A 22,990-nucleotide genomic window follows, 5' to 3' on the forward strand; every position below is an offset into this window, starting at 1 on the left:
GATGACACTGATCCCAATCTGGACCGGCACCGTGGAGATACCACCGCTTCCCCGTCGCCGCGTCCAGATCGGTCCCAACATCGTGGTGCAGTCGCTGTTCTCCGGAGCGACCACGACCGGACGTCGGATGGTCTGCGAGATTGCTGGTCATGACCTTCTCAGGACGGACCTCGCGGCTCCGTTCGACTTGCTGCTTATCAGGCGACCAGGCGCAAGGAGGCACGGCGGCGTGATCTCGCGGGACATCCGCAACTTCTACACCGTCTGCGGCCAAGTCCAGAAGAGCATTGTCCCAAGCATCAGGGCCTTCCTACCCTCTACCACGACCTCAAGCGACGACACGACCTCTGGCGACAAGAGGGGTTCACGCGGTTTCTAAAGGGCTCGATGAAGGAGCTGGCCTATTTCAAGGAGAAGGCCCGTCGATCCAAAATCCGTTTCGAGATGATGCTGGTCCAGCCCGGCGCCTCGATCGCAACGATCAACGAAGACGCGCTTCTTCTACTTGGCACAACCGAACTCTTCTCAAAAAAGACAACCGAGGCCGATCTCCGCGTAATTTTGTCGGCGTAGGGCGCTGCTCACGCACCTTACTATCGCTCATCATTTGCTGATCGCCACGACAACGCAGAACCGGTGGCGCCGTTTTCTGAAAGCGGGACCATTTTACCCGATGCGGAGATGTGTAAACAAATTTCTGGTCACCGCTAATTTAAGCTAAAAGCGGCCATTCCGGTTCCCGCCCGATTTGCGACGTGCGGGCTCCGGACCTCGCCGACTGAACGGATGTCCGCTTCGGCCATCTGAGCGCCCGAAAGCAGCCGGGCCGCTCTCCACCCATAAGACGATGTCAAACGTCCGAAGCGGCGGAATTGACGCGGAGTTCGAGCGTCGCAAAGGTCATCGGAAGCTGGTAGATATCGCGTTGCTTACATCGTTAGCAGCGGCGTGCACCGGGTCGCCCGCAAGGTGAGCGTAGCGCGCGGTGGTTTGCACCTGCGTATGGCCCAGCAACTTTCCAATCATGGGTAGGCTCTGTCCGGCCGCGACGGCAACCGACGCATAGGTGTGGCGCAAGTCGTGAAGGCGAACGTCCTTCAGTCCGGCTCGATTGCGAACGCGGCGCCAAAACGGCTGCAGATCTGAGAGCGGCTTGCCGGGAAGGGTGCCCGGAATGACGTACGGATTTAATGAATTGCGCCCGTGCGTAGCAAGGCAAGCCACCGCCGCTCGACCGAGATGCACAGTTTTGGCGCCGGTTTTGGATTCGGGCAGCCGCAGCACGGCAGCAGAGAAATCGACATGCTCCCAGCGAAGCTTCATAATCTCGTTGAGGCGACAGCCGGTCAGTACGAGTAGGCGAACTGCGGAAATCGCGGCAGCAGATTCGATTCTCTCGGCTTCCATTTCCCCAAGCACTTCGCTCAGACGAGTGAGTTCAGCGGCGCTCAAGAACCGCTCTCGCTTTAGCTCGACATACTTGCGGATGTGACGTCGGGGGTTGCTGCCATCGGGTCGCAGTCCCCACATCTCGGCCAAGTTGAACATCTTCGAAACAATCTCGATGTTGCGGTTCGCCTGATAGGGGATATGCCGCAGATCGTGGTGAAACTTGGCGACATCCGCACGCGTCACCTCCTCGACCCGCAGTCGGCCAAGCGCAGGAAGAATGAATCGCTTCAGATTGCGTCGGTATTCTTTGGCCGTGCTTTCCTTGACACGTACCGAGATGTGCTCGCGATCGAATCGCTCAGATAGCTCGCGAACAGTGATTGCCGCGCGGCGCTGCTTGCGATCCTCGGCAGGATCGCCGCCCGCCCGAACTGCCGCAAGTTCCCGAATGGCGAGCGTACGCGCCTGATCGGGGGTCAGGATACCATGCGCACCAAGGGTCACCCGACGTGATCGGGTGCCAACGCGGTACTGGATCAGATAGCTTCTCCTGCCAGAGGGCAGGACCCTGACACCGAAGCCAGCAATATCACTGTCCCAGATCATATATTCGCTCAAGCGTACCTCTGCATTCTCAATCAGTCTCTTCGACAGTTTGGCCATGACACTCCTCCTGCTACCGTGCATCGCAGCACCCTCGTGTCCGGCAGCATGGCGGAAGCAAGAGGGCGCGCATCGCTGCGAAATGCTGCGCGGGTGAGTCAGGCGTCGATCATAGTCACAGTCAACCAAGTTATTGAAAACGCGAACAAGAACGCGGTCATGCGTAGGTGTGCGTACGACCGGCAACAGCACTCATAACCTGAAGGTCACAGGTTCAAATCCTGTCCCCGCAACCACCGCCACGAATGGCCCCCATCGCGTTAGCGACGGGGCTTTTTTTGTGCCTGAACTGTTGAGGCAGAGCGGCTGGTCTCAGAAGCCTGGAACCGGCGGCTGCGGCATCGGCTCATCCGCGACGAGCCCGCTAAGGGATGCGGACGCTGGCTGCCGTTCCGACCAGTCCGCCGATCGCTGCCTGAGCGAAACCTTTGCGAGCACGGCTTCGAGCAGCGGTGTCATCGTGCGTAGCCGACGCATCTTGATGGCAAGGTCCCATAGCGGTTCGAACTTCTTCCAGCCCGCAGCGTAGAAGAAATGCTTCGCCCGGTGCTTCGCGCTGTCATGCGTCCAGGCACCGCGAACGATATTTTCCCACCCATAGAAGTCGCGATAGGCGCGGTCATAACCCGCCTTCAGCGCCTCCGCAGTCAGCCGCGCCGGTGCGTACACGACATGCCGGGTATCGTAGCGATCCCAGTCATCACAGGTGATGCGTCCTTGGGCGGTGAGTGACTGATGAAGCCGCGTGCCGGGATAAGGCGTCTGGATATGAAAGGTCGCGGTCGTGATGCCGTTCTCGACCGCCCAATCGACGGTGCGGTCGAACACGTCGGGGCCATCGTCATCCATTCCGAACACGAACGATCCGTTAATCATGATGCCCAGGTCGCTCAGCCGCCGGGCGACCGCGGCGTAGTCACGCGCCAGATTCTGCTTCTTGTTGCTTGCTCGCAGATTTTCGGGGCTGAACGTCTCGAAGCCGACGAACAGACTGCGCAGACCGGCTTCGGCCGCGCGCTCGATCAAGTCGCCACGCAGCACACTATCGACCGTGGCGGCACCCTGGAACAGCCGTCCCATGCCGCGCATGCCCGCGAACAAACCTTCAGCGAAGCGCCGGTCGCCGAGCAGATGATCGTCGAGGAAGTAGAGGTGACGCCCAGGCAGTCGTTCGATCTCGGCCAGCGCCTCTTCGATCCGCTGCGCGTAGAAGGATCGGCCGCCTGCGAAAAAGGCATCCTTGTAGCAGAAGTCGCAATGCTGCGGGCAGCCGCGGGTCACGACGATCGAGTTCGGCACAAGGTAGCGCTCGCGCTTGATGAGGTCGCGGCGCACGGGCGGAATGCCATGGATGGTGCGGCCGGCGGCGGAAACATAGCGCGGGCGTGGGCAACGCGCGCGTAGATCGGCGAGGAATTCGGGAAAGATTTGTTCCCCTGGACCGATGAAGATACTGTCCGCATGGGGCGCGGCTTCGTCCGGCAGCGCGGTGACGTGCAGGCCACCCAGCGCGACATAGCAGCCCTTGGCCCGGTAGTGGTCGGCGAGCGCGTAGGCGCGATAGGCGTTGGTGATATAGACCTGGATCACCACGAGATCCGGGCAATCGTTGGTCGTCAGCCGCTCGACATGGTCGTCGACCAGCTCGATCTCGTCGTCGGGGGTAAGGAACGCCGCGAGGGTCGCAAGCCCGAGCGGCGGGAACAGCGAATATTTGATCGGCCGCCAGAACGGGCTTTTTGCTTCGGTAAGTGCGGGCAGGATCATTTTGACCTTCACGCCGCCTTTCCTCCGCATATCGTAGCCGCCGCGGTTTGCTGCAGATGCGGCAGAAGGGTCGCGGCGCCGATCGCGACAGCAGCGATCGATGCGATCAGGACCGCACTTGCGGCCACATCCTTGGCGCGCCTGATCATCGGATCCTCTTCCAGGGTGATGCGATCACAAAGCTGCTCGACTGCGGTGTTGATCGTCTCCAGCGCCAGGACGAGCGCCACGGCGAGAATGATCCAGCACCATTCTGCCAGCGGCAGCCGAAGAGCGAAGCCCGCGACGCTCACCACGACGCAAGCGAACAGATGGATCCGCGCGTTGTGCTCGTCTCGCACGAGAACCTTGATCCCATTCAGTGCAAAGCCGATGCTCTGCAGCCGCGCGGCGAGGCTGAAGGGCTTTCGAGGTTTCTCTATTCTGCTATCGGCAGGTGCCGTCTCAGCTACGGTGTGATGGGTGTCGCGCACGTCAGACCACCGGCTCGATAATCAGCTGGGTCGGTCCGGCCAGGTTGATACGCATCCGCGCCTCGCCCGCTTCATCGCCGCGGCAGAAGCCGTGGCCGGCACAATGCACATGATAGTGACGCCCGCTCGCCAGGCCATGGATAAGCAGCGTGGCCGTGGCCGGATAGGTCCGGGCAGTGAGCATGGCGATCAGCGCGCGGCCATGCCGGACCGGCCGGGAAACGGCGCTGTCCTGACCTGCAGCCGGCACCCAGAACCTGATGGCCTGGGCCTCGAAGCTTTGCAATGCAAAGTGATTAGGCAAATGTGGTGGAGTCAAGTCGGCCGTCCGCTCAAGCGCGGCGCGCCATCGCTCGATCGTGCGCCGGCGCGCGCCTTGCGCAGGACCTGCGCGAGCACATCGAGATAGTCGGCAAAGCGCTCGCGGCCCTCGGTCGTGAGCCGGCAGCGGGTATGCGGACGTTTGCCCTCATAGCCTTTCTCCAGTGCGACGAAGCCGGCGTCCTCCAGCACCTGCAGATGGCGGCTGAGATTGCCGTCGGTCAGACCGCAAAGGCTCTTCAGGTCAGAGAATCCGAGGCCGTCGCTATGGCCGGCGAGGGATGTGACGATGCCGAGCCGCGCCTTTTCATGAAAGATCCGATCGAGCCCTTCATAGGCATAGGGCGCCTTCCGATCAGCCATGTTGCGGGCCCACCGACCGGTGCAGGATGCCAGCGACCAGCAACTGCCCGACGCCGAACGGGATGCCCATCATCCATGGCGAAAGCGTCGCATCCCGCGAGGCCACCATCAGGACGACGACCGCGCACAGGAAATACCATCCGGCCGCCCAGACGATCGAGCGCGGCAGGGTCGTCACCGCCGCGAACCCGATCAGCGCGACCAGCATCTGCCACAGGCCGGGCAATATCCAGGCCGTGGCGGGCGCCGCTTGGCAGATCACCAGAGTGACCGCCGCGCCGGCCGCGCCGAACGGCAGCAGAAGCCGCAATGTGCTGCCGATCATCAAGTCCGCCATGCTGCCGTGCAGGCGACGCGCTCGATCCAGGCCTTCCATCCCGATGACCAGCGCCGACACCATGGCGGCTACGACCCAGGCAATGATGAAGCCACGCCCCCCGCTCCAGGGAAGCCCCGGCCACAGCGTCTGCGCCGCCGCGACTAGGATCGCCAGCAATCCGGTCGCTGCGACTGCCTGGGGCGCAAAACCGCGGAACCGGGTGCTGGCCGCCATCTGTGCCTGGATGGCACCAAGCTGTGCCAGCGCTCGATCGACTTCTGTCAACGCATCCTCCAAACTCCGTAATGCAAAGTATCTTGCATTAAAGAGGCAGTCAACTTCCGATTGCTCTGGCCGGCGAATGCCAGATGCCGCTCGGCATCCCGGGTGGCCATGCACTCCGCTCGCGGACTGGCTTATTCGGCCTGAAATGTACCTAGGGACCAGTGCATCGCGCCGATCAATGGCACCGATCACCTTTCGCCGTGCCATCGGCGAGCAACTTGTGACACACCCCGATTTCGACTATGTGGCCTGCCGCACGCGGTCTGATTCCGCGGCCATTGGAGTAATTGGATTGCTGGACCTGACGCCTTTCATGGGCTCGGCCGGCTGCATCCGATCCCTGCCGTAAAGGCGCCTCGCTAAATGAGGCGAGGTTGCGGTCGGGCCGGACGCGCCGCCCGCAGCCTAGAATCACACGGATGGACGCGGTTCGATCGCGTGCGACCTCTCTGGTTCGCGCGCATCACGCGCGGGACGGACATATGACGGATGAATGGACGGTCGTCCGGAGCCTGGCGTTCCGGATGAGCGCGAGCGCCGATACGAGGCTGCATCGCGCACTCGACGGCTGGGCTGAAGCCCATGCCGATTGGCTGGACTTGGGTGATGCGCACACATGGGAGGCGGCGTGCAGCGCACTGTCGCGCGATCACGCGATAGAGCGACCCCATGTGCTGGCCGTCGCCGGCGTTTTGGCCCAAGTGCTGGCGCTCGATACGTTCGACGCTGCGCTGCTGACGCTGGTCGTCGCGACGGATCGGCTGCCCCGCGTCGAAGCGCTGGCAGCGATCTGGAATGACCATGGTCGCAACCTGCCGACCCTGCTTGGCGAAGCGGCCGGCGCTGAACCCGCCGATGGCGACCGCGCGATCAGCCGCAGCATCCTGTTGCGCCTCGGCCTGTTCAATTTTCGCGCGAACCGGAAGGGGGCGATCGAAGTTGATATCGGCTGGGCGCTGGCCCGACTTCTGGATCGCGCGACTGCCGAGCGCGAAGCGGTGATCGCGACCCTGGTTGGGGCGCGACAGCAGGCGCGGCTATCGGCTGACGACTTCGATCATATCGTGGATTTCGATTTCCTCGTCCGCCTTCTTTCCGGAGCGGTGGCCGCGAAGGCACAGGGCATCAACATCCTGATCCATGGACCGCCGGGCACCGGCAAGACCGAACTTGCGCGCACGCTTGCTGAATGTGGCGGCCTTGCGCTGCACGCGGTCGGCGAGGCCGACGATGATGGCGATGAGCCCAGCCGCTGGGATCGCGTCACTGCGCTGCAGCTGGCGCAGCGGATATTGTCGCCCGCCGGCGGCGTGGCGCTGCTGTTCGATGAGATGGAGGACCTGATCGGGGATGCGAAGCCCTCCCCTGGGGATTGGGTGCAGGGCCGGCAGGGCAGCAAAGTCTTCGTCAATCGCGTACTGGAAACCAATGCGGTGCCGGTGATCTGGACGACCAACGCGATCGGCAACGTTGACGCTGCGATTCTGCGGCGGATGAGCTTCGTTCTTAAGCTCGGTCTGCCGTCCCCGCGTGCGGCGCGGCGGATGCTCTCGCGGATCGCGGCGGAAGAAGGGGTGGTGGTTCACAAGGCGGTGGAAGCGCTGCTGCATCGGGCCCCGGAAGCGGCGACCATCCTGCGCGTGGCGACGCGTTCAGCCCGCCTGGCAAATGACGATGATGGCGGCGCGCGCTCCGCAATGGCGCTGGTCCGCGCGCTGCAGGATGGCGAACTTCCACCCGGCCGAGACGATGCGCTGGATCTCGATCTGTTCGAGACCAGCCTGCCACTCCACCCGCTGCTCGATCGGCTGGCTGCGTCCGGCTCCCGGGATGTCTCGCTGCTGCTCACCGGGCCGCCCGGCACCGGGAAAACGGCGCTGGCACATCACATGGCCCGCGCCATCGATCGACCGCTGGTCGTTAAACGTGCTTCCGACCTGCTGTCGCGCTGGGTCGGGGGGACCGAAGCGGCGATCGCCGAAGCCTTCGCCAATGCCCGGGACCAGGATCACGTGCTGCTGTTCGACGAGGTGGAATCGCTCCTCTTCGATCGCGCTTCCGCAACACATAGCTGGGAAGCAGGGCAGGTGAACGAGATGCTGACCTGGCTTGATCATCATCCGTTGCCGGTGATTGCCGCGACCAACCATGTTCATCGGCTGGATCCCGCAGCGCTGCGGCGATTCGTGTTCAAGCTGGACCTTGCTCCGCTTGGGCCGGCCCGCGCGGCACGGGCATTCGAGCGCTTCTTCGGCCTCGCGGCACCCGCCGATCTTGCCGAATGCCGAACCCTGACACCCGGCGATTTCGCCGCAGTCCGGCGACAGCTGCGGCACCAACCGAGCCGCGGTGCGGATGATCTGGTCGCCCGTCTCCGGCACGAGGCCTCATGGCGGCCGGAGCGGGGACGGATGGGATTCTGAGCCTTACGGATCGAGCCCGCGAAAGATCCGACGCAGCAATATGCGGCATCAAAATCCCGCCGGTTGCGGCCAGTCCGGCGGCGTCACGGCGAGCACCTTGAACAGCCGGCCCATGGCCTCGGGGGCGGTCAGGCGCAGGCGGGCGGCGGCGATCTCGTCGGCGCGGGCGGGGGCGGCGCGGGCGAGCGCGGCGGCGCGGGCGGCGACGCCCAGCCGCTCCAGCCAGCCGCCCTGTTCGGCCGGGCCGCGGCTCGTGACGCCATTGCCCGCCGCCGCCGTCAGCGCGGTGAAATCGACATGACAGGTCAGATCCGCCTCGCCTGGTTCGGCGAACGGATCGGCATAGCCATGCGCCTTTACCGCTTGCAGCGTGTCGCCGATCGCAGGGCCGGCATAGCCATAGTCGATCGCAAGCAGCGCGCCGCCCTGCCGCGCGATCCGAGCCGAAAGCGCCGCCATGATCGCTTCCCCCGCAGGGCAGCGTTCGGCGATGCGGCCGTCGGGCAGCGCGAAGAAGCGCGTGCCGTCAAACCCCACCCGTCGCTCGGTCCAGCCCGCGCCCGTCTCCACGCGCTGCTCGAACGGCAGTGCGTCGAAGAATTCGTTGGCGATGATCAGCAGCGGCGCATCGGTCGGCAGCGTGTCGATCGCGTCATGCCAGGTCGCCCCCGGCAGCCGATCGGCCTGCGCGCGGCGCAGCGCTGGGCTCGTCTCCACCAGATGCACGGCCGGAGCCAGTCCCACGCCGCGCATCGCCCGCAGTGCATCGGCTGCCAGCGTGCCGCGGCCTGGTCCCAGCTCCACATAATAGGCCGGCGGCCGGCCCGCGCGATCCCACAGGTCGGCCAGCCACAGCCCGCACAATTCGCCGAACATCTGGCTGATCTCGGGCGCAGTCACGAAATCGCCGCGCGCGCCCAGCGGATCGCGGGTTCCGTAATAATGGCCGTTGCAGGCGGCGATCCATTCGGAGACGGGGATCGGCCCTTCGGCCGCGATCCGCGCCGCCAGCGTGCGCGCCAGCGGCGTCAGGCGACGCTGTCCGGTCCGGCGGTCGGCTCCACCCGCTGGCGGCGCGATTTGGCGGTGGCGATCAGCCATGCCCCGCCGATCAGCATCGGCACGGTGAGTGTCTGGCCCATCGTCAGCCCCCAGCTCAGATTCTCTAGCCCCTCGTCCGGCTGGCGCACCAGTTCGACCAGGAAGCGACTGATCCCGTAACCAACCAGGAACAGACCGACGAGCTTGCCCGGCTCGTAGCGAGCCTTCGTCTTCCAGAAGGCGAACCACAGGATCGTGAACAGCAGCAGCCCTTCCAGCCCGGCCTCGTACAGCTGGCTGGGATGGCGGGGGATGCCATCGCCAGTGCGCGGAAAGATCACGCCCCAGGGCAAAGTCGTCTCGCGTCCCCACAATTCGCCGTTCACGAAATTGGCGAGCCGGCCGAAGAACAGCCCGAACGGCACGCAGCAGGCGACATAATCATGGATGCGCAGCCAGTTCAGCCCGTTCTTGCGCGCCATCAGGATGATGCCGATCGTCACGCCGATCATGCCGCCGTGGAACGACATGCCGCCTTCCCAGATCTTGAACACCTCCAGCGGGGTGCGCAGCAATTCGGGCTTGTAGAACAGCACATAGGCGATCCGCCCGCCGAGCAGGATGCCGAGTGTCGCATAGAAGACCATGTCGTCGGCATGGCGGCGGGCCATTGGCGCGCCCGGCGTATCCAGCAGCTTCAGAAGATACCACCAGCCGATCAGGATGCCCGCGATATAGGCCAGCGAATACCAGCGAATCTGCAGGAAGCCGAGATCGAGCGCGATCGGCGACAGCCCCAGCGAATCGAAATTCAAGGCTGCCGTAGCGTCGGCCAGCATGGTCAGGATCAAGGCTTTACCCCCGGAGGTTTCGGCCCCCATAAAGTGGCAAAGCGCAAAGCGCAAAGTCGCGAGAGGATGATCATGGCCAGCCCCCTGGACGACCGCTTTTCAGCGATCATCGCCGCCGTAACCGGGCCGCAGGGCCCGCTCGGCGTGACGGGCGATGGTGACGGGCGGGTGACCGTGCCCGCCTTGCCGCAGACGCTGCCGGCCTTCTTCGATCATTTCCTGGCCGCCCATGCCGATGCGGACGGCATCGTCGCGGGGGACGAGCGGCTGCGCTTCGGCGAGATCGCCGCCTGGGCGGACAGGGTGGCGGGTGCGCTGGCTGGCGGGCACGGCGTGAAGCCCGGCGATCGGGTGGCGATCGCGATGCGCAACTGCCCGAGCTGGATCATCCTCTACATCGGCGCGCTGAAGGCCGGCGCGATCGCAACGCTCGTCAACGGCTGGTGGACTGCCGACGAGATGGCTGATGGGCTGGCGCTGACGACGCCCCGGCTGATCGTGGCCGATGTCGAGCGCGGTCGCCGGCTGGCCGCGATCCCCCCCGGGGCCACGCTCGTCACGCTGGATGTGAACCTGCCGGCGCAGGCGGCGTTGGACCCGCTGCTGGACGGCATCGCCACCGCGCCGCTGCCGGCAATCGCGGCGGACGATCCGGCCACCATCCTGTTCACCTCCGGCTCCACCGGTCGTTGCAAGGGGGCCTGGTCCACCCACCGCCAGGTGCTGACCGCGACCTACACCTTCCTCACCCTCACCGCATCGCTGCTCCGACTGATCACGGAGGATGGTGACGCGCCGGCGTTCCTGCCATCGGCGCTGGTGGCGGTGCCGCTATTCCACGTCACTGGCGAAGTGCCCGTGCTGCTGAACAGCATCGCGATCGGGCGCAAGCTGGTACTGATGCGCAAATGGGATGCGGGTGAGGCGCTCCGCCTGATCGAGGCCGAGCGTGTGACCTATTTCGTCGGCGTGCCGACGATGAGCCTCGAACTGCTGCAGCATCCCGATCGCGAGCAGCGCGATCTGGCATCGCTGGCCGATATCGCCGCCGGCGGCGCTGCCCGCCCGCCGGCGCATGTGCCGCGGCTGAAGCAGGCTTTTCCGCGCGGCAACCCGATGATCGGCTATGGGCTGACCGAAACCAATGCCGTCGGCTGCACCAATTACCGCGCCAACTATGTCGCCAAGCCCAATTCGACCGGCCGGGCGCAGGCGCCATTCGTCAAGTTGGTGATCCTGGACGATGACGATGCGGAACTGCCGATCGGAGAAAAGGGCCAAGTCGCGATCCTCAGCGCCGCCAATTTCAGCGGATATTGGCAGGACGAGGCCGCCGCACGCGCGGCATTCACTGATCTAGGTTACTTCAGAACAGGTGATATTGGCTTTCTGGATGAAGACGGTTATCTTCGAATCGTCGACCGCGCGAAGGATATCATCATCCGCGGTGGCGAGAATATCAGCTGTCAGGAAGTCGAGGCTGCGCTCTATGCCCACCCGGCGATCGCCGAGGCGTGCGTGTTCGGCCTGCCCGACGATCGGCTGGGGGAAGTGCCGGGCGCGGTGGTGCGTCTGGCAGAGGGGGAACGGCTGGAGGATGCTGAGTTGATCGATTTCCTGGCCACGCGGCTCGCCCGCTTCAAGCTGCCCCAGCGCATCTGGTGGCGGACGGAGCCCATGCCGCGGCTGGGCACCGGCAAGATCGATCGGCGTGCGCTGCGCGCCGCCGCGCATGCGGCTCTCGCCGAAGAGCATGCCCCGGTATGAGCTTCACGCGACTTGACGCCAGCAGCGCCGCCGACTGGGCCCGGATCGGTGCCGCCCATGCCGAGGATTTCCGCGCCGGCACCGGGCTTCGGGTGATGGATCTGCTGCGCGCGCTGAAGCCACTCGAGCTCGGCTTCCCCTGCGATCAGCTCCATCATGCGCTGCAGACGGCCACGCTGGCTCGCCGCGACGGTGCGGACGACGAGGAGCAGCTCGCCGCGCTCTGCCACGACATGGGCAAGGCGATCTCGGTCCCCAACCATCCGGCGATCGCGGCCGAGATGCTGCGCCCCTATGTCCGCGACGACGTCTATTGTGCGGTGCTGCATCATCAGGAATTTCAGGGCCGCTATTATTATGCGCATTTCGGCCGCGATCCGAACCTGCGCGACGCCCATGCCGCAGCGCCCTGGTTCACGCTGTGCGAGAAGCTGGTCGATCGGTGGGACAATCCGGCATTCGACCCGGAATTCGAAGCCGATCCGCTCGAAAGTTTCGAACCGCTGGTCATGCGGATGTTCGCCGCACCGCGCATGATGTGAGTGTGGGTAAGTGCTGCTTTTGGGTATCCGATTGCCGGATCGATCGTCAGAACCCCGCGCTGAACCGGATCGCCGCCCCGCGATCGTCTGGCAGGGCTTCGAAATGACCGGGGTCGCTGCGCCAGAAGAGGCTTGTCGAAAACCAGCCGCCCAGTAGGGGAGCGCCCCAGCCGGCCTCGACATCGATCTCGCGGCCATGCGGGGCCAGCCCGATGCGGGTCGCGGTCGTCGCGGTGACGCCGCCGGCATAGTCGAACCCGGTCGGCAGCATCAGCTCCAGCCCGCCCGACGAAACACGCAGCGGCTGCGCGACGCGCAGCGATAGGCGATCGCCCGGCGTCAATATGCCGGCCCGCGCCAGATCCACGGCGAAGGCGCTGCTGGCCAGCCTCGCGCCGCCGATGACACCCTCCGCCCGTGTCCAGCCGTGCCGGGCCTGCGCCGCCAGCGACCAGCGGCCGAGTGCGAGATCGGCGGAGATGTCGGCAAAGTCGGTGGTGCCGCCGCCGGCCAGGCCGGGCCTGAACAGCGCGCCAAGCACGGTGCGCCGCTCGCTCAGCCGGCTCCACCCGACACCCAGCCGCAGCGGGCCGAACGGCCGGTCGATCGCAAGCCCCATACCGGTATAGCCGTGGCGGCTGCGGTCGCGCCGGCCAGGATCGAGCCGCGGGGCGAGCGCGAAGCCACGGTCGGCCGTCACTGTTACGCCGAGCGGGCCGAGATCATGGCGCAGCGCCAGCGCGCTCGTGCCCGTCGCGAGGAAACCCGGCCCGCCGGCCGGATCACGCGCGATCAGGAACGGGGTGGATCCCCGGCCGCTGATCTGTGCCGCAAGCCCGGTGCCGCTGGTCGAGAAACCGAGCGCGAACGCGGTCCGCGGCCCGATCCGCGCCGCCATCATGCCCGCGCTAGCCCGTGCGCGCGCCACCTGCGGCTGGTCCAGCGTCAGCGCGCGGGCGCCGTTCCCGTCGATCGTCAATGCGATCACGCCCGGCCCGAACCCGGCCGAAACCCGCTGCTGGCCACCGCTCAATGCCGCGGTCAGCCGTGGTTCCGGCCCGGAGCGCGCGATCGTTGCGGCAAGGTCGACACCATAGGCACGGCCGAGCGTATCGAGCACCACCGCCTGCGCGGTGCCGCCGCGTCCCGCATCGCCCATCGCGGCCGAGGTGACGCCGTTGGCGGCATCGCCCGTCACCACGATGCCACTGCCCGCCAGCGCGGTCGAGCCTCGCGGGCGGAACGCACGGCTCAGATCGATTCGACCCCGGCCATAAGTAGCGTCGGTGCCGCTAGGCCCGAGATCGTTGGCGGTATCGAACAGCAGCTGCACGATTTCCGCCCCGGTCAGCGTGGGGAATGCCTGTGCCAGCAGCGCGACCGCGCCTGCGATCACCGGCGTGGCAAAGGAGGTGCCGGTCACCAGCACGGCATCGCCGACATTGTCGACGCTACGCAGTCGTTGGCCGGGGCCGAGCAGATAGTGGCTGGCACCGCTGCCGGCGCGGTTGCTGAAACTGGCGATCTCGCCATTGGGGTCGAACGCGCCCGCGATCAGCACCAGCCCGCGCGCCGCGGCGTTGTTGGCGAGCAGCGCGAACGGATCGGGGTTGGCCATACCGTCATTGCCGGCGGAAATGACCACGACGATGCCGGCCGCGGTCGCCCGGTCGATGGCGTTGATCAGCACCGGCTGGGCCGCACTGCCGCCGAGCGACAGGTTGATCACTCGCGCACGCTGCGCCACTGCGACATCGACCGCGCGGGCGATCGCCTGGTCGCTATGCGAACAGCTGTTGAACCCGACGCAGCTGCCCGGCGTGTCCGATTTCAGCACCAGCAGCTGGGCATCATAGGCGACGCCGACGATGCCGCTGTCGTTGCGGGCCGCAGCCAGCACCCCGGCCACGGCCGTGCCATGGCCGCCGCTGTCCGCGATCGCGCGGTTGTTGCCGGTGGTGTCGGTGGATGCCGGGCTTATCCGCCCGGTGAACTCCCCAGTGACGTCGGTCAGGCCGCCGTCGATGATCGCCGCAGTCACCCCGCGCCCGGTGGCGCCGGCATCCCAGCCATAGATCGCGCCGGATAGCAGCGCGCCATCGGATCGGCGGAACTCGGCGGTGTCGTTGGCCGATCCGGTCGGCGGCGGGGTGATCGGCGGGGTGGGGTTGGTCGGCGTTGGCACGACCGGGGGCGCCGGGGTCGGCTGGACGCCGCCGCCGCCACCTCCCCCTCCGCAGCCGGCCAGAAAGGCCAGCGATCCCAACGCGATCCCCCGTAGCTGCATCAGCCATTCCCCCAGCCGGTTGCCCCGCCATCCTGCGCCCGCTAGACGCGGCCCGCAATGATCGAAGCGCTTCGCCATATCGATGCCTGGATCTTCGATCTCGATAACACGCTGTATCCGGCATCGACCGACCTGTTCGGCCTGATCGACAAGCGGATGACGGCGTTCGTATCGCAGCTGATGGATGTGCCGTTGGAAAAGGCGCGTCGGATCCAGAAACAGCTGTTCGTCGATCATGGCACCACACTGTCCGGCCTGATGCGCACGCACACTGTGGACCCGCACGAGTTTCTCGATTTCGTCCACGATATCGAGATGGACGTGCTGGCCGAGGATCGTCGGTTGGTCGAGGCGGTGGCCGCGCTGCCCGGCCGCAAGCTGATCTTCACCAATGGCGATCAGGCCTATGCCCGGCGGGTGCTCGCGCGGATCGGCCTGTCCGACAGTTTCGAGGCGATCTACGACATCCACGCCTGCGCCTACACGCCCAAGCCCCATGCCGACAGCTACCGGGCGATGGTGGCCGCGTTCGGCATAAATCCGTCCACCAGCCTGTTCGTCGAGGACATGGCCCGCAACCTGCCGCCGGCCAAGGCGCTGGGGATGACGACGGTGTGGGTGAACAATGGATCAGATCATGGCGCGCATCAGGCAGATGCCGCCGCGATCGATTATGAAATCGAGGATGTGGGGCAGTGGCTCCAAGAGATTATGGGGAATTGAGATGAGCGATCTGGCCGCCACCATCGATGCCGCCTGGGACGCGCGCGACACGCTGAACTTTTCCACCACCGGCGCGGTGCGCGACGCGGTGGACGAGGCGCTGGCCGCGCTGGACAGCGGCCGCGCGCGGGTCGCCGAGAAGGTGGATGGGGGCTGGGTTGTCCACCAGTGGCTCAAGAAAGCGGTGCTGCTGTCGTTCCGGCTGAACGACAATGCGCTGGTCGAGGGTGGATCGGCGGGATCACCCGGGTTCGACAAGGTGCCGTCGAAGTTCGCCGGCTGGAATGAGGCGCAGTTCCGCGCGGCGGGCTTCCGCGCTGTCCCGGGCGCGATCGTGCGCCGCGGTGCCTTCGTCGGTAAGGGCGCGGTGCTGATGCCGAGCTTCGTCAATATCGGTGCCAATGTCGGCGAAGGCGCGATGATCGACACCTGGGCGACGGTCGGCAGCTGCGCGCAGATCGGCCGCAACGTGCATCTCTCGGGCGGCGCGGGTATCGGTGGGGTGCTGGAACCGCTGCAGGCGAACCCGGTGGTGATTGAGGACGGCGCGTTCATCGGCGCGCGCGCCGAGGTGGCCGAAGGCGTGATCGTACGCGAAGGCGCGGTGCTGTCGATGGGCGTGTATCTCGGCGCATCGACCAAGATCGTCGATCGCGCGACCGGCGAAGTGTTCCGCGGCGAGGTGCCGGCCTATGCGGTGGTGGTGCCGGGCGCGCTGCCCGATCCGAACGGCGGCCCCAGCCTCTACTGCGCGGTCATCGTGAAGCGGGTCGATGCGCAGACCCGCGCCAAGACCGGCATCAACGAATTGCTGCGCGACTGATGGCGGCAGATCCGCTTGCGGCCGAGATTGTGGCCTTCTGGGCGGACGCCGGGCCGGATGCCTGGTTCGCCAAAGACGATGGCTTCGATGCGCGCTGCCGCCATTACGAGGCGGCGCACATGGCTGCCGCGGCGCGCCGGCACGACGGCTGGCTGGAAACCGCGGAAGGCGCGCTGGCGCTGGTGTTGCTGCTCGATCAGTTCCCGCGCAACCTGTACCGCGATACCGCGCACGCCTTTGCCACCGATCCGCTTGCACTGCATGTCGCAGACGTCGCGATCGCGCGGGGGCATGACGCGGCGGTGGCCGGCGACCTGGCGCTCTTCTTCTATCTGCCGTTCGAACATGCCGAGGATGCGGTGGCGCAGGCGCAGTCGATTGCGCTCACCGCGCGCCTGCGCGACCGGACCGAGCGCGCCGACGACTATATCCGCTACGCCCAACTGCACGCCGAAGTGATCGATCGCTTCGGCCGCTTCCCGCACCGCAACTCCGCGCTGGGCCGCGAGACGACGGCGGAGGAGCAGGCCTATCTCGATGAGGGCGGGTTCGCGGGCTAGCCGTGGATCACACCCGCATCGGCATCAGCACGTACAGCGCCGGCGCCTTGTCGTTCTCGCGGATCAGGGTGGGGGCGGCGGCATCCGCAAGGTGAACCTCGACGCTGTCGCCTTCGATCTGCCCCAGAATATCCATCAGGTAGCGCGCGTTGAAGCCGATCTCGAACGGCATCGCGGCATAGTCGCCCGGCACCTCTTCGGCTGCGGTGCCGTTTTCCGGACTGGTGACGGAAAGCGTGATCTTGTCGCGGTCGAGCGCCATCTTCACGGCGCGGGTCTTTTCGCTGGCGATGGTCGCCACCCGGTCGACGCCTTCCATGAAGCTGCGCGGATCGAGCTTCAGCAGCTTGTCGTTCGCGGTCGGGATGACGCGGCTGTAATCGGGGAAGGTGCCGTCGATCAGCTTGCTCGTCAGGATCGCCGTGCCGAGGTTGAAGCGGACTTTGGTGGTGGACAGCGACACTTCGACCGAGCCGTCGACTTCGTCGAGCAGCTTGCGCAGCTCGCCCACGCATTTGCGGGGGATGATGACGTCTGGCATGCCGGCGGCGCCATCGGGACGGGCAACGGTGACGCGCGCGAGGCGGTGGCCGTCGGTGGCCGCCGCCTTCAGCACCGGCTGCGCATCATCGGCGACATGCAGGAAGATGCCGTTCAGATAGTAGCGCGTCTCCTCGGTCGAGATCGCGAACCGGGTCTTGTCGATGATCTGCTTCAGCGTCTCGGCGGGCAGTTCGAACTTGGTGGGCAGATCGCCCTCGGCGATCACGGGGAAGTCGTCCCGCGGCAGCGTCTGGAGGTTGAAGCGGGCACGCCCGGCCACGATCAGCATCTTGCCTTCGGCCGCGGTCAGCTGGACCTGCGATCCTTCCGGCAGCTTGCGCGCAATATCGAACAAGGTGTGCGCGGAAACCGTGGTCGATCCGGCAGTTTCGACGTCGGCGGAGACGGTGTCCACGATTTGCAGGTCGAGATCGGTCGCCATCAGCTTCAGCGCGCCATCCGCCGTCGCCTCGATCAGCACGTTCGAGAGGATCGGGATGGTGTTGCGCCGCTCGACCACGCTCTGGACGTGGCTGAGGCTCCTCAACAGGATCGCGCGCTCGATCGTCGCCTTCATTCTGTGCCCCAAATCCCCGAAGTCCAAACGGACTGGCGTTATAGCGCGGGTGACGGGGGCCGGAAGAGGGGCCGCACAGAAAAAGGCCGGACGTTGCCGCCCGGCCTCTTCCCGCATCCCTGATAAGAGGGGCGCGATCGATCAGAAGCGGAAGCCGAAGCCGGCGACCGCCTGGTGGCGTTCCACACCGGCTTCATAGTTGGAATAGCGATATTCCGCCTTCACGAAGCTGTTCGGGCCGACCTTCTGCTCAAGTCCGGCGCCGACGCGCACGCCATCGAGATTGCCGTCGGCCAATTCCACGCGGCCGGTGCCGTCGTCGCCGGTCGCACGGAAGCCGGCATTGGTGTAACCGACCTTGCCGTAGACGAGCGTATCGGGACCGATCGCAGAGCCGACCCGGCCGCCGGCGTAGAGATCACGGCCGACACGGGCACAGACTTCCGGGCTGGCGGCGGTGCGCGCGCCAACGCAATCCTTGATGTTGGAGTCGGTATATTCACCTTCCAGGCCAACGACGAGGCCGCCCAACTGCATGTCGTATCCGGCCGCGACGCCGTACATGACGCTGTCGTCCTTGCCCGGGTTCACATCGACCTTGTCGTAACCGATGATGCCTTCGACGCGCGGGCCGGTGAACGGAGCGGCCTCCTGCGCGAGGACGGGGGATGCGGCCGCGCCGGCGAGCAGCAGGGCGGCGGTGTAAGCAAAGCTACGCATGATCAAACTCCATCACGAATCCCCGTTGCCGGGGCCCGCGCTCAGTGCCTGAGAGCGATCGAGGTTGCATGAACCTCACATAAACGAGCCCTTCCGTTGTATTTGGGCCACAGATCGGGGAAGGTGGGCTATGCTCCTTCGATCCTCGCGACCGATGATCCGCGCAATCCTGATGGCCGGCCTGCTGTTGGCGGCGTCGCCGGCTTCGGCAGCGCGAGAGTCGCTTGGCGTGTTCGACGGCTGGGGTTCGTTTCGCGACGATCGCCCGACGCGCTGCTTCGCAGTGGCGGAGCCGGTCGTGCGGCGGGGCGGGGGGGATTGGCGCCCGTTTGCCAGCATCTCCTTCTGGCCGGCGCGCGCGGTGCGCGGGCAGATCCATATCCGGCTGCGGCGCGCGAAGTTGCCGGGCGCACCGGTCACGCTGGCGATCGGCGATCGGCGATTCGCGCTGATCGGCGGCGGCGGCGATGCATGGGCGCCCGACCCGCGCACGGATGCCACGATCGTGGCGGCGATGCGATCCGGCACCAGCCTGTCGGTCGAGACCCGCGCGCGCGACGGGCGCGCGTTCGTCGATGCCTATCGATTGCGCGGCGCTGCCACCGCGATCGATGCCGCCGCCTTGGGATGTGCACGGCGCGGTTGACTGCGGCAACGGTGGAAAAAATGGCGCACTTCGACTACATCGCCGCGATGAACGCCCCCCAGACCATCGCCATGCCCATCCCCGGCCATATCGATCCGGTGCCGGTGCCGCGCCCGCAGGTGCCGCGCGCCGACGGACGGGTCGACCTGATCGGGCTAACCCGCGATCAGCTGCGCATGGTGCTGGCGGACGCCGGGCTGGAGCCCAAGCAGGCACGGCTGCGCGCCAAGCAGCTGTGGCACTGGATCTATAACCGCGGCGCGACCGACTTCACGGTGATGACCGACATCGCCGAGGCGATGCATCCTTGGCTGGCCGAACGGTTCGTGATCGGCCGCCCGCAGGTCGTCGAGGCGCAGGTCTCGACCGATGGCACGCGCAAATGGCTGCTGCGGTCTGATGATGACCAGGATTACGAGATGGTGTTCATCCCGGATGCCGATCGCGGTACGCTGTGCGTATCGAGCCAGGTGGGCTGCACGCTGAATTGCCGCTTCTGCCACACCGGCACGATGCGGCTGGTGCGTAACCTGACCGCAGGCGAGATCGTCGGGCAGGTGATGCTGGCCCGCGATGCGCTCGGCGAATGGCCGAGCCAGCCCGAAGGCCGGATGCTCACCAACATCGTGATGATGGGGATGGGCGAGCCGCTCTATAATTTCGATAATGTCCGCGATGCGCTGAACCTGGTGATGGATGGCGACGGGCTGGCGCTGAGCAAGCGCCGGATCACGCTCAGCACATCGGGCGTGGTGCCGATGATGGCGCGGGCCGGTACCGAGATCGGCGTCAATCTCGCCGTGTCGCTGCATGCGGTGACGAAGGAGGTGCGCGACGAGATCGTGCCGCTCAACCGCAAATATGGAATCGAGGAACTGCTGCAGGCCTGCGCGGATTATCCCGGCGCCAACAACGCGCGGCGCATCACGTTCGAATATGTGATGCTGAAGGACAAGAATGACAGCGACGCCGATGCGCGCGAGCTCGTCCGCCTGCTGCGCAAGTACAAGCTGCCCGCCAAGGTGAACCTGATCCCGTTCAACCCCTGGCCGGGCGCGGCCTACGAGACATCGACGCGCGAGCGGATCGCGGCGTTCAGCGACATCGTGTTCAAGGCCGGCATCTCGGCCCCGGTGCGCACGCCGCGCGGCCGCGACATCGATGCCGCCTGCGGACAGCTGAAGACTGCATCGGAGAAGAAGAGCCGCGCCGAGCTCGACCGGCTGGCGGAAGAGAAGCAGGCCGCGCTGGGCTGATCGCGCATGGTCTTGTTTTTGCTTCGTCCGGCGAGCTAGCAGGAGCCATGTGGCTGCTCGATCGAATGCTGCGCCGGATCGTCAAGCGCGGCGAACTCCTCGTCACAGAGGCGGATGGGACGCTGCATCGCTATGGCGCGGAAGATCCTGCCTTCGGCCGGGTCGCGATCCGCTTCACCGACGCCGCCGTGCCCGCCTTCATCGCCCGCCACCCGCGGCTCGGCGCGGGCGAGGCGTGGATGAACGGTCGGATGGTGATGGAGGAAGGCGATATCCTCGCGCTGATCCTGCTGATCCGCAGCAATGCGCCATGGGAAAAGGGCGGGTCCAAGCTCGGCGGCAACAAGGTCAAGCAGCGGATCGGCGCGGCGGCATCGCTGGTCGGCCGGCTGAACTGGGAACGGCGTTCGAAGCGCAATGTCGCCCATCATTATGATCTGGGCGATCGGCTCTACGATCTCTTCCTGGATGCCGACCGCCAATATAGCTGCGCCTATTTCACCGATCCCGGCAACAGCCTGGAACAGGCGCAGGCCGACAAGAAGGCGCACATCGCCGCCAAGCTGAACCTGAAGCCGGGTCTGCGTGTGCTGGATATCGGGTGCGGCTGGGGCGGGATGGCGCTCTATCTGAACCGGGTTGCCGATGTCGACGTGCTGGGCGTGACGCTGAGCGAGGAACAGCTGAAGACGGCACGCGCGCGCGCCGAAGCTGCCGGCGTCGCCGATCGGGTGAAGTTCGAGCTGATCGACTATCGCCGCGTGGAGGGCCAGTTCGACCGGATCGTCTCGGTCGGCATGTTCGAACATGTCGGCCCGCCCAATTATCGCCGCTTCTTCGCCAAGTGCCGCAGCCTGCTGGCGGAAGACGGGGTGATGCTGCTGCACACGATCGGCCGCTACGGGCCGCCGGGCACGACCGATACCTGGACCACGAAGTACATCTTCCCCGGCGGCTATAATCCCGCACTGTCCGAGATCGTTTCCGCCAGCGAGCGATCGAAGCTGATCCTGTCGGACATGGAAACGCTGCGCGTCCATTATGCGCTGACGCTGGAGCAATGGTATGCGCGGGCGGTGGCGGCGGAGCGTCGGATCGTCGAGCTGTATGACGAGCGCTTCTACCGGATGTGGATCTTCTATCTGGCCGGGGCGATCGCGGCGTTCCGGTTCGGCGGGATGTGCAACTACCAGCTGCAGTATATCCGCCGCCGCGATGCACTGCCGATCACGCGCGACTATCTGACGACGGCAGAGGCCAGCCTGAAAGCGCTGGGTTGAGACGGCTGGGGCGGCTGCGCGCCGGCATCGGCGTCCTCGCCGGTCTGACGCGGGTGCCGCTGTGGTTGGGTGCGGCACCGCGCAGCCCCTACGCGCGCGGACGGGAGCGCAGCTTCTTCCGGCGCGTGCTGGCCGGCTTCGGCATTCATCCAAGGTTCCGGGGTGCGGATCCGGCCGGGCCGGGCACGCTTTATGTGGCGAACCATGTCAGCTGGGCCGATATCCCGTTGCTGGGCGCGCTGCTGGATGCCGATTTCGTATCGAAGGACGATGTCGGCGGCTGGCCATTGCTGGGGCGGTTGGCGCGGCGGCGCGGCACGTTGTTCATCGATCGCGATCGCAAGCGCGAGACCGGCGGGCAGGCCGACGCGATGGCGGATCGGCTGGCCGAAGGCCACAGCCTGGTGCTGTTCGCGGAAGGCACGACCGGGGATGGCGTGACGCTGCTGCCGTTCCGATCCAGCCTGTTCGCCGCAGCCCGCGCGGCCCGGATGATCCAGCCGGTGCTGATCCGCTACCGCGCAGCCGACGGCGCTCCGCTAGATGCAGCAGCGATGCGCGCGTTCGCCTGGAGCGATCATCCGCTGGGGCAGAACGTCGCTCATATCGCGCGGACCGGAGCGGTGGCGGAGGTGGTGCTGCTCGATGCCTTTGCCCCGGGCGAGGACCGCAAGGCGATCGCGGCCCGCTGCCGGGACGCGATCGCCGCTGCCTGGAACGCGGACTGACCGATCAGCCTGCGGGACGCGCGCGTATTGCCGCCCGCGCCGCCTTGCGCTCTTCGGCCGTGACGGTGCCGTCGCGGTTGGCGTCGGCCGCATCGAAGCGGGCGATCGCGCGGGCCGACAGCTCGGCATAAGTCAGCTGGCCGTCCTTGTTGGCATCGGCCTGCATCAGCATCGCCCCGCCTCGCCCGCCCATCCGGCCGGCACCCCGCCAGTGACGTTTGCCATCGCGCTTCGAGGCGTCGGGGCGGGGGGCGGTGAATTCTTCGCGGCTCAGCGTGCCGTTCCGGTCGGCGTCGAGCGTGGCGAACAGCGCGGTGCGGCGCTCGCCGCGCTTCGCCTGCCGCTCGGCCTTCTTCCCGGTGCGATGGGCGTCGATTTCGGCCTGGCTGATGCTGCCGTTGCGATCGGCGTCGAGCTTGGCGAACCGGGTCTTGAGGCGAGCTTCGAGATCGGTGCGAGTCATTGCTGGGCGCGGATCGGCCGGAGCGGCGATGGCGGGAACGACGGTGGCGCCTAGCGTGGCGACGGCGGCCAGCGCCAGCAGGGGCAATTGCGCAGAGAATCGGTTCATGATCGGCTCCTTCACGCGCGGCAGGTCTGGACCGCGCGGAGATTCGGCTAAGCGCGCGATATTGCTGCC

At 66.2% G+C, this 22,990-nt stretch carries 24 protein-coding genes; 12 read left to right on the plus strand and 12 right to left on the minus strand.

The genetic code is table 11. The features are described from left to right. Nucleotide 1 precedes the first annotated feature (1 nt). Nucleotides 2-379 (plus strand): hypothetical protein, encoded by a 378-nt coding sequence (locus ABC347_RS14335; protein WP_413246388.1) that lies wholly within the window; start codon nucleotides 2-4, stop codon nucleotides 377-379. A gap of 8 nt (nucleotides 380-387) precedes the next feature. After that, nucleotides 388-573 (plus strand): hypothetical protein, encoded by a 186-nt coding sequence (locus ABC347_RS14340; protein ID WP_413246389.1) that lies wholly within the window; start codon nucleotides 388-390, stop codon nucleotides 571-573. 327 nt (nucleotides 574-900) lie between these two features. Here ABC347_RS14340 and ABC347_RS14345 read toward each other — a convergent pair whose 3' ends face one another. From ABC347_RS14345 to ABC347_RS14370, 6 genes are all read right to left on the minus strand, one after another. Beyond that, a complete protein-coding gene (locus ABC347_RS14345; RefSeq protein WP_413246390.1) occupies nucleotides 901-2,055 on the minus strand; it encodes a tyrosine-type recombinase/integrase in 1,155 nt (384 codons plus the stop codon). A gap of 312 nt (nucleotides 2,056-2,367) precedes the next feature. After that, nucleotides 2,368-3,834 (minus strand): B12-binding domain-containing radical SAM protein, encoded by a 1,467-nt coding sequence (locus ABC347_RS14350; protein WP_413246391.1) that lies wholly within the window; start codon nucleotides 3,832-3,834, stop codon nucleotides 2,368-2,370. Next, nucleotides 3,831-4,295, minus strand: a complete 465-nt coding sequence (locus ABC347_RS14355; protein ID WP_413246392.1) for a diacylglycerol kinase family protein — start codon at nucleotides 4,293-4,295, stop codon at nucleotides 3,831-3,833. Before ABC347_RS14355 ends, ABC347_RS14350 begins: the two co-directional genes overlap by 4 nt. Nucleotide 4,296: 1 nt before the next feature. Further along, entirely contained in the window at nucleotides 4,297-4,581 is a 285-nt protein-coding gene (locus tag ABC347_RS14360; RefSeq protein ID WP_413246393.1) for a hypothetical protein, read from the minus strand. Between the two features lie 29 nt (nucleotides 4,582-4,610). Next, nucleotides 4,611-4,979: a winged helix-turn-helix domain-containing protein gene (locus ABC347_RS14365; RefSeq protein WP_413246394.1), complete on the minus strand. Its 369-nt coding sequence runs from the start codon at nucleotides 4,977-4,979 to the stop codon at nucleotides 4,611-4,613. After that, nucleotides 4,972-5,583, minus strand: a complete 612-nt coding sequence (locus ABC347_RS14370; RefSeq protein ID WP_413246395.1) for a hypothetical protein — start codon at nucleotides 5,581-5,583, stop codon at nucleotides 4,972-4,974. The genes ABC347_RS14365 and ABC347_RS14370 overlap by 8 nt, the downstream gene beginning before the upstream one ends. A 482-nt stretch (nucleotides 5,584-6,065) precedes the next feature. Between ABC347_RS14370 and ABC347_RS14375 the strand changes: the two genes are divergently transcribed. Further along, on the plus strand, nucleotides 6,066-8,006 hold the full coding sequence (locus ABC347_RS14375; protein WP_413246396.1) for an AAA family ATPase: 1,941 nt from the start codon (nucleotides 6,066-6,068) through the stop codon (nucleotides 8,004-8,006). A 48-nt stretch (nucleotides 8,007-8,054) separates the two neighbouring features. Here the strand turns inward: ABC347_RS14375 and ABC347_RS14380 are convergent, their stop codons facing one another. Together ABC347_RS14380 and lgt are read right to left on the minus strand one after the other, a co-directional pair. Continuing rightward, on the minus strand, nucleotides 8,055-9,107 hold the full coding sequence (locus tag ABC347_RS14380; protein WP_413246397.1) for a class I SAM-dependent methyltransferase: 1,053 nt from the start codon (nucleotides 9,105-9,107) through the stop codon (nucleotides 8,055-8,057). Then, nucleotides 9,035-9,886 (minus strand): prolipoprotein diacylglyceryl transferase, encoded by an 852-nt coding sequence (lgt, locus tag ABC347_RS14385; RefSeq protein WP_413247072.1) that lies wholly within the window; start codon nucleotides 9,884-9,886, stop codon nucleotides 9,035-9,037. The genes ABC347_RS14380 and lgt overlap by 73 nt, the downstream gene beginning before the upstream one ends. A gap of 84 nt (nucleotides 9,887-9,970) precedes the next feature. Between lgt and ABC347_RS14390 the strand changes: the two genes are divergently transcribed. After that, nucleotides 9,971-11,665, plus strand: coding sequence for a class I adenylate-forming enzyme family protein (locus tag ABC347_RS14390; RefSeq protein ID WP_413246398.1), 1,695 nt, complete (start codon nucleotides 9,971-9,973; stop codon nucleotides 11,663-11,665). Then, entirely contained in the window at nucleotides 11,662-12,207 is a 546-nt protein-coding gene (locus ABC347_RS14395; protein ID WP_413246399.1) for an HD domain-containing protein, read from the plus strand. The genes ABC347_RS14390 and ABC347_RS14395 overlap by 4 nt, the downstream gene beginning before the upstream one ends. 46 nt (nucleotides 12,208-12,253) lie before the next feature. Here ABC347_RS14395 and ABC347_RS14400 read toward each other — a convergent pair whose 3' ends face one another. Further along, complete coding sequence (locus ABC347_RS14400) at nucleotides 12,254-14,494, minus strand: S8 family peptidase (protein WP_413246400.1); 2,241 nt, start codon at nucleotides 14,492-14,494, stop codon at nucleotides 12,254-12,256. A 57-nt stretch (nucleotides 14,495-14,551) separates the two neighbouring features. Between ABC347_RS14400 and ABC347_RS14405 the strand changes: the two genes are divergently transcribed. The 3 genes from ABC347_RS14405 to ABC347_RS14415 are packed head-to-tail and all read left to right on the plus strand — an operon-like array spanning nucleotide 14,552 to nucleotide 16,600. Next, on the plus strand, nucleotides 14,552-15,217 hold the full coding sequence (locus tag ABC347_RS14405) for a pyrimidine 5'-nucleotidase (protein WP_413246401.1): 666 nt from the start codon (nucleotides 14,552-14,554) through the stop codon (nucleotides 15,215-15,217). Nucleotide 15,218: 1 nt separating this feature from the next. After that, on the plus strand, nucleotides 15,219-16,040 hold the full coding sequence (dapD, locus tag ABC347_RS14410) for a 2,3,4,5-tetrahydropyridine-2,6-dicarboxylate N-succinyltransferase (protein ID WP_413246402.1): 822 nt from the start codon (nucleotides 15,219-15,221) through the stop codon (nucleotides 16,038-16,040). Further along, nucleotides 16,040-16,600, plus strand: a complete 561-nt coding sequence (locus ABC347_RS14415; RefSeq protein ID WP_413246403.1) for a DUF924 family protein — start codon at nucleotides 16,040-16,042, stop codon at nucleotides 16,598-16,600. The genes dapD and ABC347_RS14415 overlap by 1 nt, the downstream gene beginning before the upstream one ends. 7 nt (nucleotides 16,601-16,607) lie before the next feature. On the opposite strand, the gene dnaN is transcribed toward ABC347_RS14415, so the two are convergent. After that, nucleotides 16,608-17,720: a DNA polymerase III subunit beta gene (gene dnaN, locus ABC347_RS14420; protein ID WP_413246404.1), complete on the minus strand. Its 1,113-nt coding sequence runs from the start codon at nucleotides 17,718-17,720 to the stop codon at nucleotides 16,608-16,610. Between the two features lie 141 nt (nucleotides 17,721-17,861). Further along, nucleotides 17,862-18,440, minus strand: a complete 579-nt coding sequence (locus ABC347_RS14425; protein ID WP_413246405.1) for an outer membrane protein — start codon at nucleotides 18,438-18,440, stop codon at nucleotides 17,862-17,864. 154 nt (nucleotides 18,441-18,594) lie between these two features. On the opposite strand from ABC347_RS14425, the gene ABC347_RS14430 reads away from it, so the two are divergent. The 4 genes from ABC347_RS14430 to ABC347_RS14445 are packed head-to-tail and all read left to right on the plus strand — an operon-like array spanning nucleotide 18,595 to nucleotide 22,350. Beyond that, complete coding sequence (locus ABC347_RS14430) at nucleotides 18,595-19,086, plus strand: hypothetical protein (RefSeq protein WP_413246406.1); 492 nt, start codon at nucleotides 18,595-18,597, stop codon at nucleotides 19,084-19,086. A 47-nt stretch (nucleotides 19,087-19,133) separates the two neighbouring features. Beyond that, nucleotides 19,134-20,342, plus strand: coding sequence for a dual-specificity RNA methyltransferase RlmN (rlmN, locus tag ABC347_RS14435; RefSeq protein WP_413246407.1), 1,209 nt, complete (start codon nucleotides 19,134-19,136; stop codon nucleotides 20,340-20,342). Nucleotides 20,343-20,389: 47 nt separating this feature from the next. Further along, nucleotides 20,390-21,622 carry a class I SAM-dependent methyltransferase gene (locus tag ABC347_RS14440; RefSeq protein ID WP_413246408.1) on the plus strand — a complete coding sequence of 411 codons (1,233 nt, stop codon included), beginning with the start codon at nucleotides 20,390-20,392 and terminating at the stop codon, nucleotides 21,620-21,622. Then, nucleotides 21,619-22,350: a lysophospholipid acyltransferase family protein gene (locus ABC347_RS14445; protein ID WP_413246409.1), complete on the plus strand. Its 732-nt coding sequence runs from the start codon at nucleotides 21,619-21,621 to the stop codon at nucleotides 22,348-22,350. Before ABC347_RS14440 ends, ABC347_RS14445 begins: the two co-directional genes overlap by 4 nt. A 4-nt stretch (nucleotides 22,351-22,354) precedes the next feature. Here ABC347_RS14445 and ABC347_RS14450 read toward each other — a convergent pair whose 3' ends face one another. Continuing rightward, a complete protein-coding gene (locus ABC347_RS14450; RefSeq protein WP_413246410.1) occupies nucleotides 22,355-22,921 on the minus strand; it encodes an EF-hand domain-containing protein in 567 nt (188 codons plus the stop codon). Nucleotides 22,922-22,990: the final 69 nt, after the last annotated feature.

The sequence above is a fragment of the Sphingomonas canaveralia genome (assembly GCF_047238125.1).
Taxonomy (GTDB): Bacteria; Pseudomonadota; Alphaproteobacteria; order Sphingomonadales; family Sphingomonadaceae; genus JBDFMH01.

What these genes read in the sequence shown, in the direction of transcription:
- dapD (WP_413246402.1), top strand. Translation starts at nt 15,219, where the DNA reads ATGAGCGATCTGGCCGCCACCATCGATGCCGCCTGGGACGCGCGCGAC.
- ABC347_RS14335 (WP_413246388.1), top strand. Translation starts at nt 2, where the DNA reads ATGACACTGATCCCAATCTGGACCGGCACCGTGGAGATACCACCGCTT.
- ABC347_RS14430 (WP_413246406.1), top strand. Translation starts at nt 18,595, where the DNA reads ATGATCCGCGCAATCCTGATGGCCGGCCTGCTGTTGGCGGCGTCGCCG.
- ABC347_RS14345 (WP_413246390.1), bottom strand. Translation starts at nt 2,055, where the DNA reads ATGGCCAAACTGTCGAAGAGACTGATTGAGAATGCAGAGGTACGCTTG.
- ABC347_RS14400 (WP_413246400.1), bottom strand. Translation starts at nt 14,494, where the DNA reads ATGCAGCTACGGGGGATCGCGTTGGGATCGCTGGCCTTTCTGGCCGGC.
- lgt (WP_413247072.1), bottom strand. Translation starts at nt 9,886, where the DNA reads ATGCTGGCCGACGCTACGGCAGCCTTGAATTTCGATTCGCTGGGGCTG.
- ABC347_RS14340 (WP_413246389.1), top strand. Translation starts at nt 388, where the DNA reads ATGAAGGAGCTGGCCTATTTCAAGGAGAAGGCCCGTCGATCCAAAATC.
- dnaN (WP_413246404.1), bottom strand. Translation starts at nt 17,720, where the DNA reads ATGAAGGCGACGATCGAGCGCGCGATCCTGTTGAGGAGCCTCAGCCAC.
- ABC347_RS14450 (WP_413246410.1), bottom strand. Translation starts at nt 22,921, where the DNA reads ATGAACCGATTCTCTGCGCAATTGCCCCTGCTGGCGCTGGCCGCCGTC.
- ABC347_RS14375 (WP_413246396.1), top strand. Translation starts at nt 6,066, where the DNA reads ATGACGGATGAATGGACGGTCGTCCGGAGCCTGGCGTTCCGGATGAGC.
- rlmN (WP_413246407.1), top strand. Translation starts at nt 19,134, where the DNA reads ATGAACGCCCCCCAGACCATCGCCATGCCCATCCCCGGCCATATCGAT.
- ABC347_RS14390 (WP_413246398.1), top strand. Translation starts at nt 9,971, where the DNA reads ATGGCCAGCCCCCTGGACGACCGCTTTTCAGCGATCATCGCCGCCGTA.
- ABC347_RS14380 (WP_413246397.1), bottom strand. Translation starts at nt 9,107, where the DNA reads ATGGCTGATCGCCACCGCCAAATCGCGCCGCCAGCGGGTGGAGCCGAC.
- ABC347_RS14405 (WP_413246401.1), top strand. Translation starts at nt 14,552, where the DNA reads ATGATCGAAGCGCTTCGCCATATCGATGCCTGGATCTTCGATCTCGAT.
- ABC347_RS14440 (WP_413246408.1), top strand. Translation starts at nt 20,390, where the DNA reads ATGTGGCTGCTCGATCGAATGCTGCGCCGGATCGTCAAGCGCGGCGAA.
- ABC347_RS14425 (WP_413246405.1), bottom strand. Translation starts at nt 18,440, where the DNA reads ATGCGTAGCTTTGCTTACACCGCCGCCCTGCTGCTCGCCGGCGCGGCC.
- ABC347_RS14365 (WP_413246394.1), bottom strand. Translation starts at nt 4,979, where the DNA reads ATGGCTGATCGGAAGGCGCCCTATGCCTATGAAGGGCTCGATCGGATC.
- ABC347_RS14415 (WP_413246403.1), top strand. Translation starts at nt 16,040, where the DNA reads ATGGCGGCAGATCCGCTTGCGGCCGAGATTGTGGCCTTCTGGGCGGAC.
- ABC347_RS14395 (WP_413246399.1), top strand. Translation starts at nt 11,662, where the DNA reads ATGAGCTTCACGCGACTTGACGCCAGCAGCGCCGCCGACTGGGCCCGG.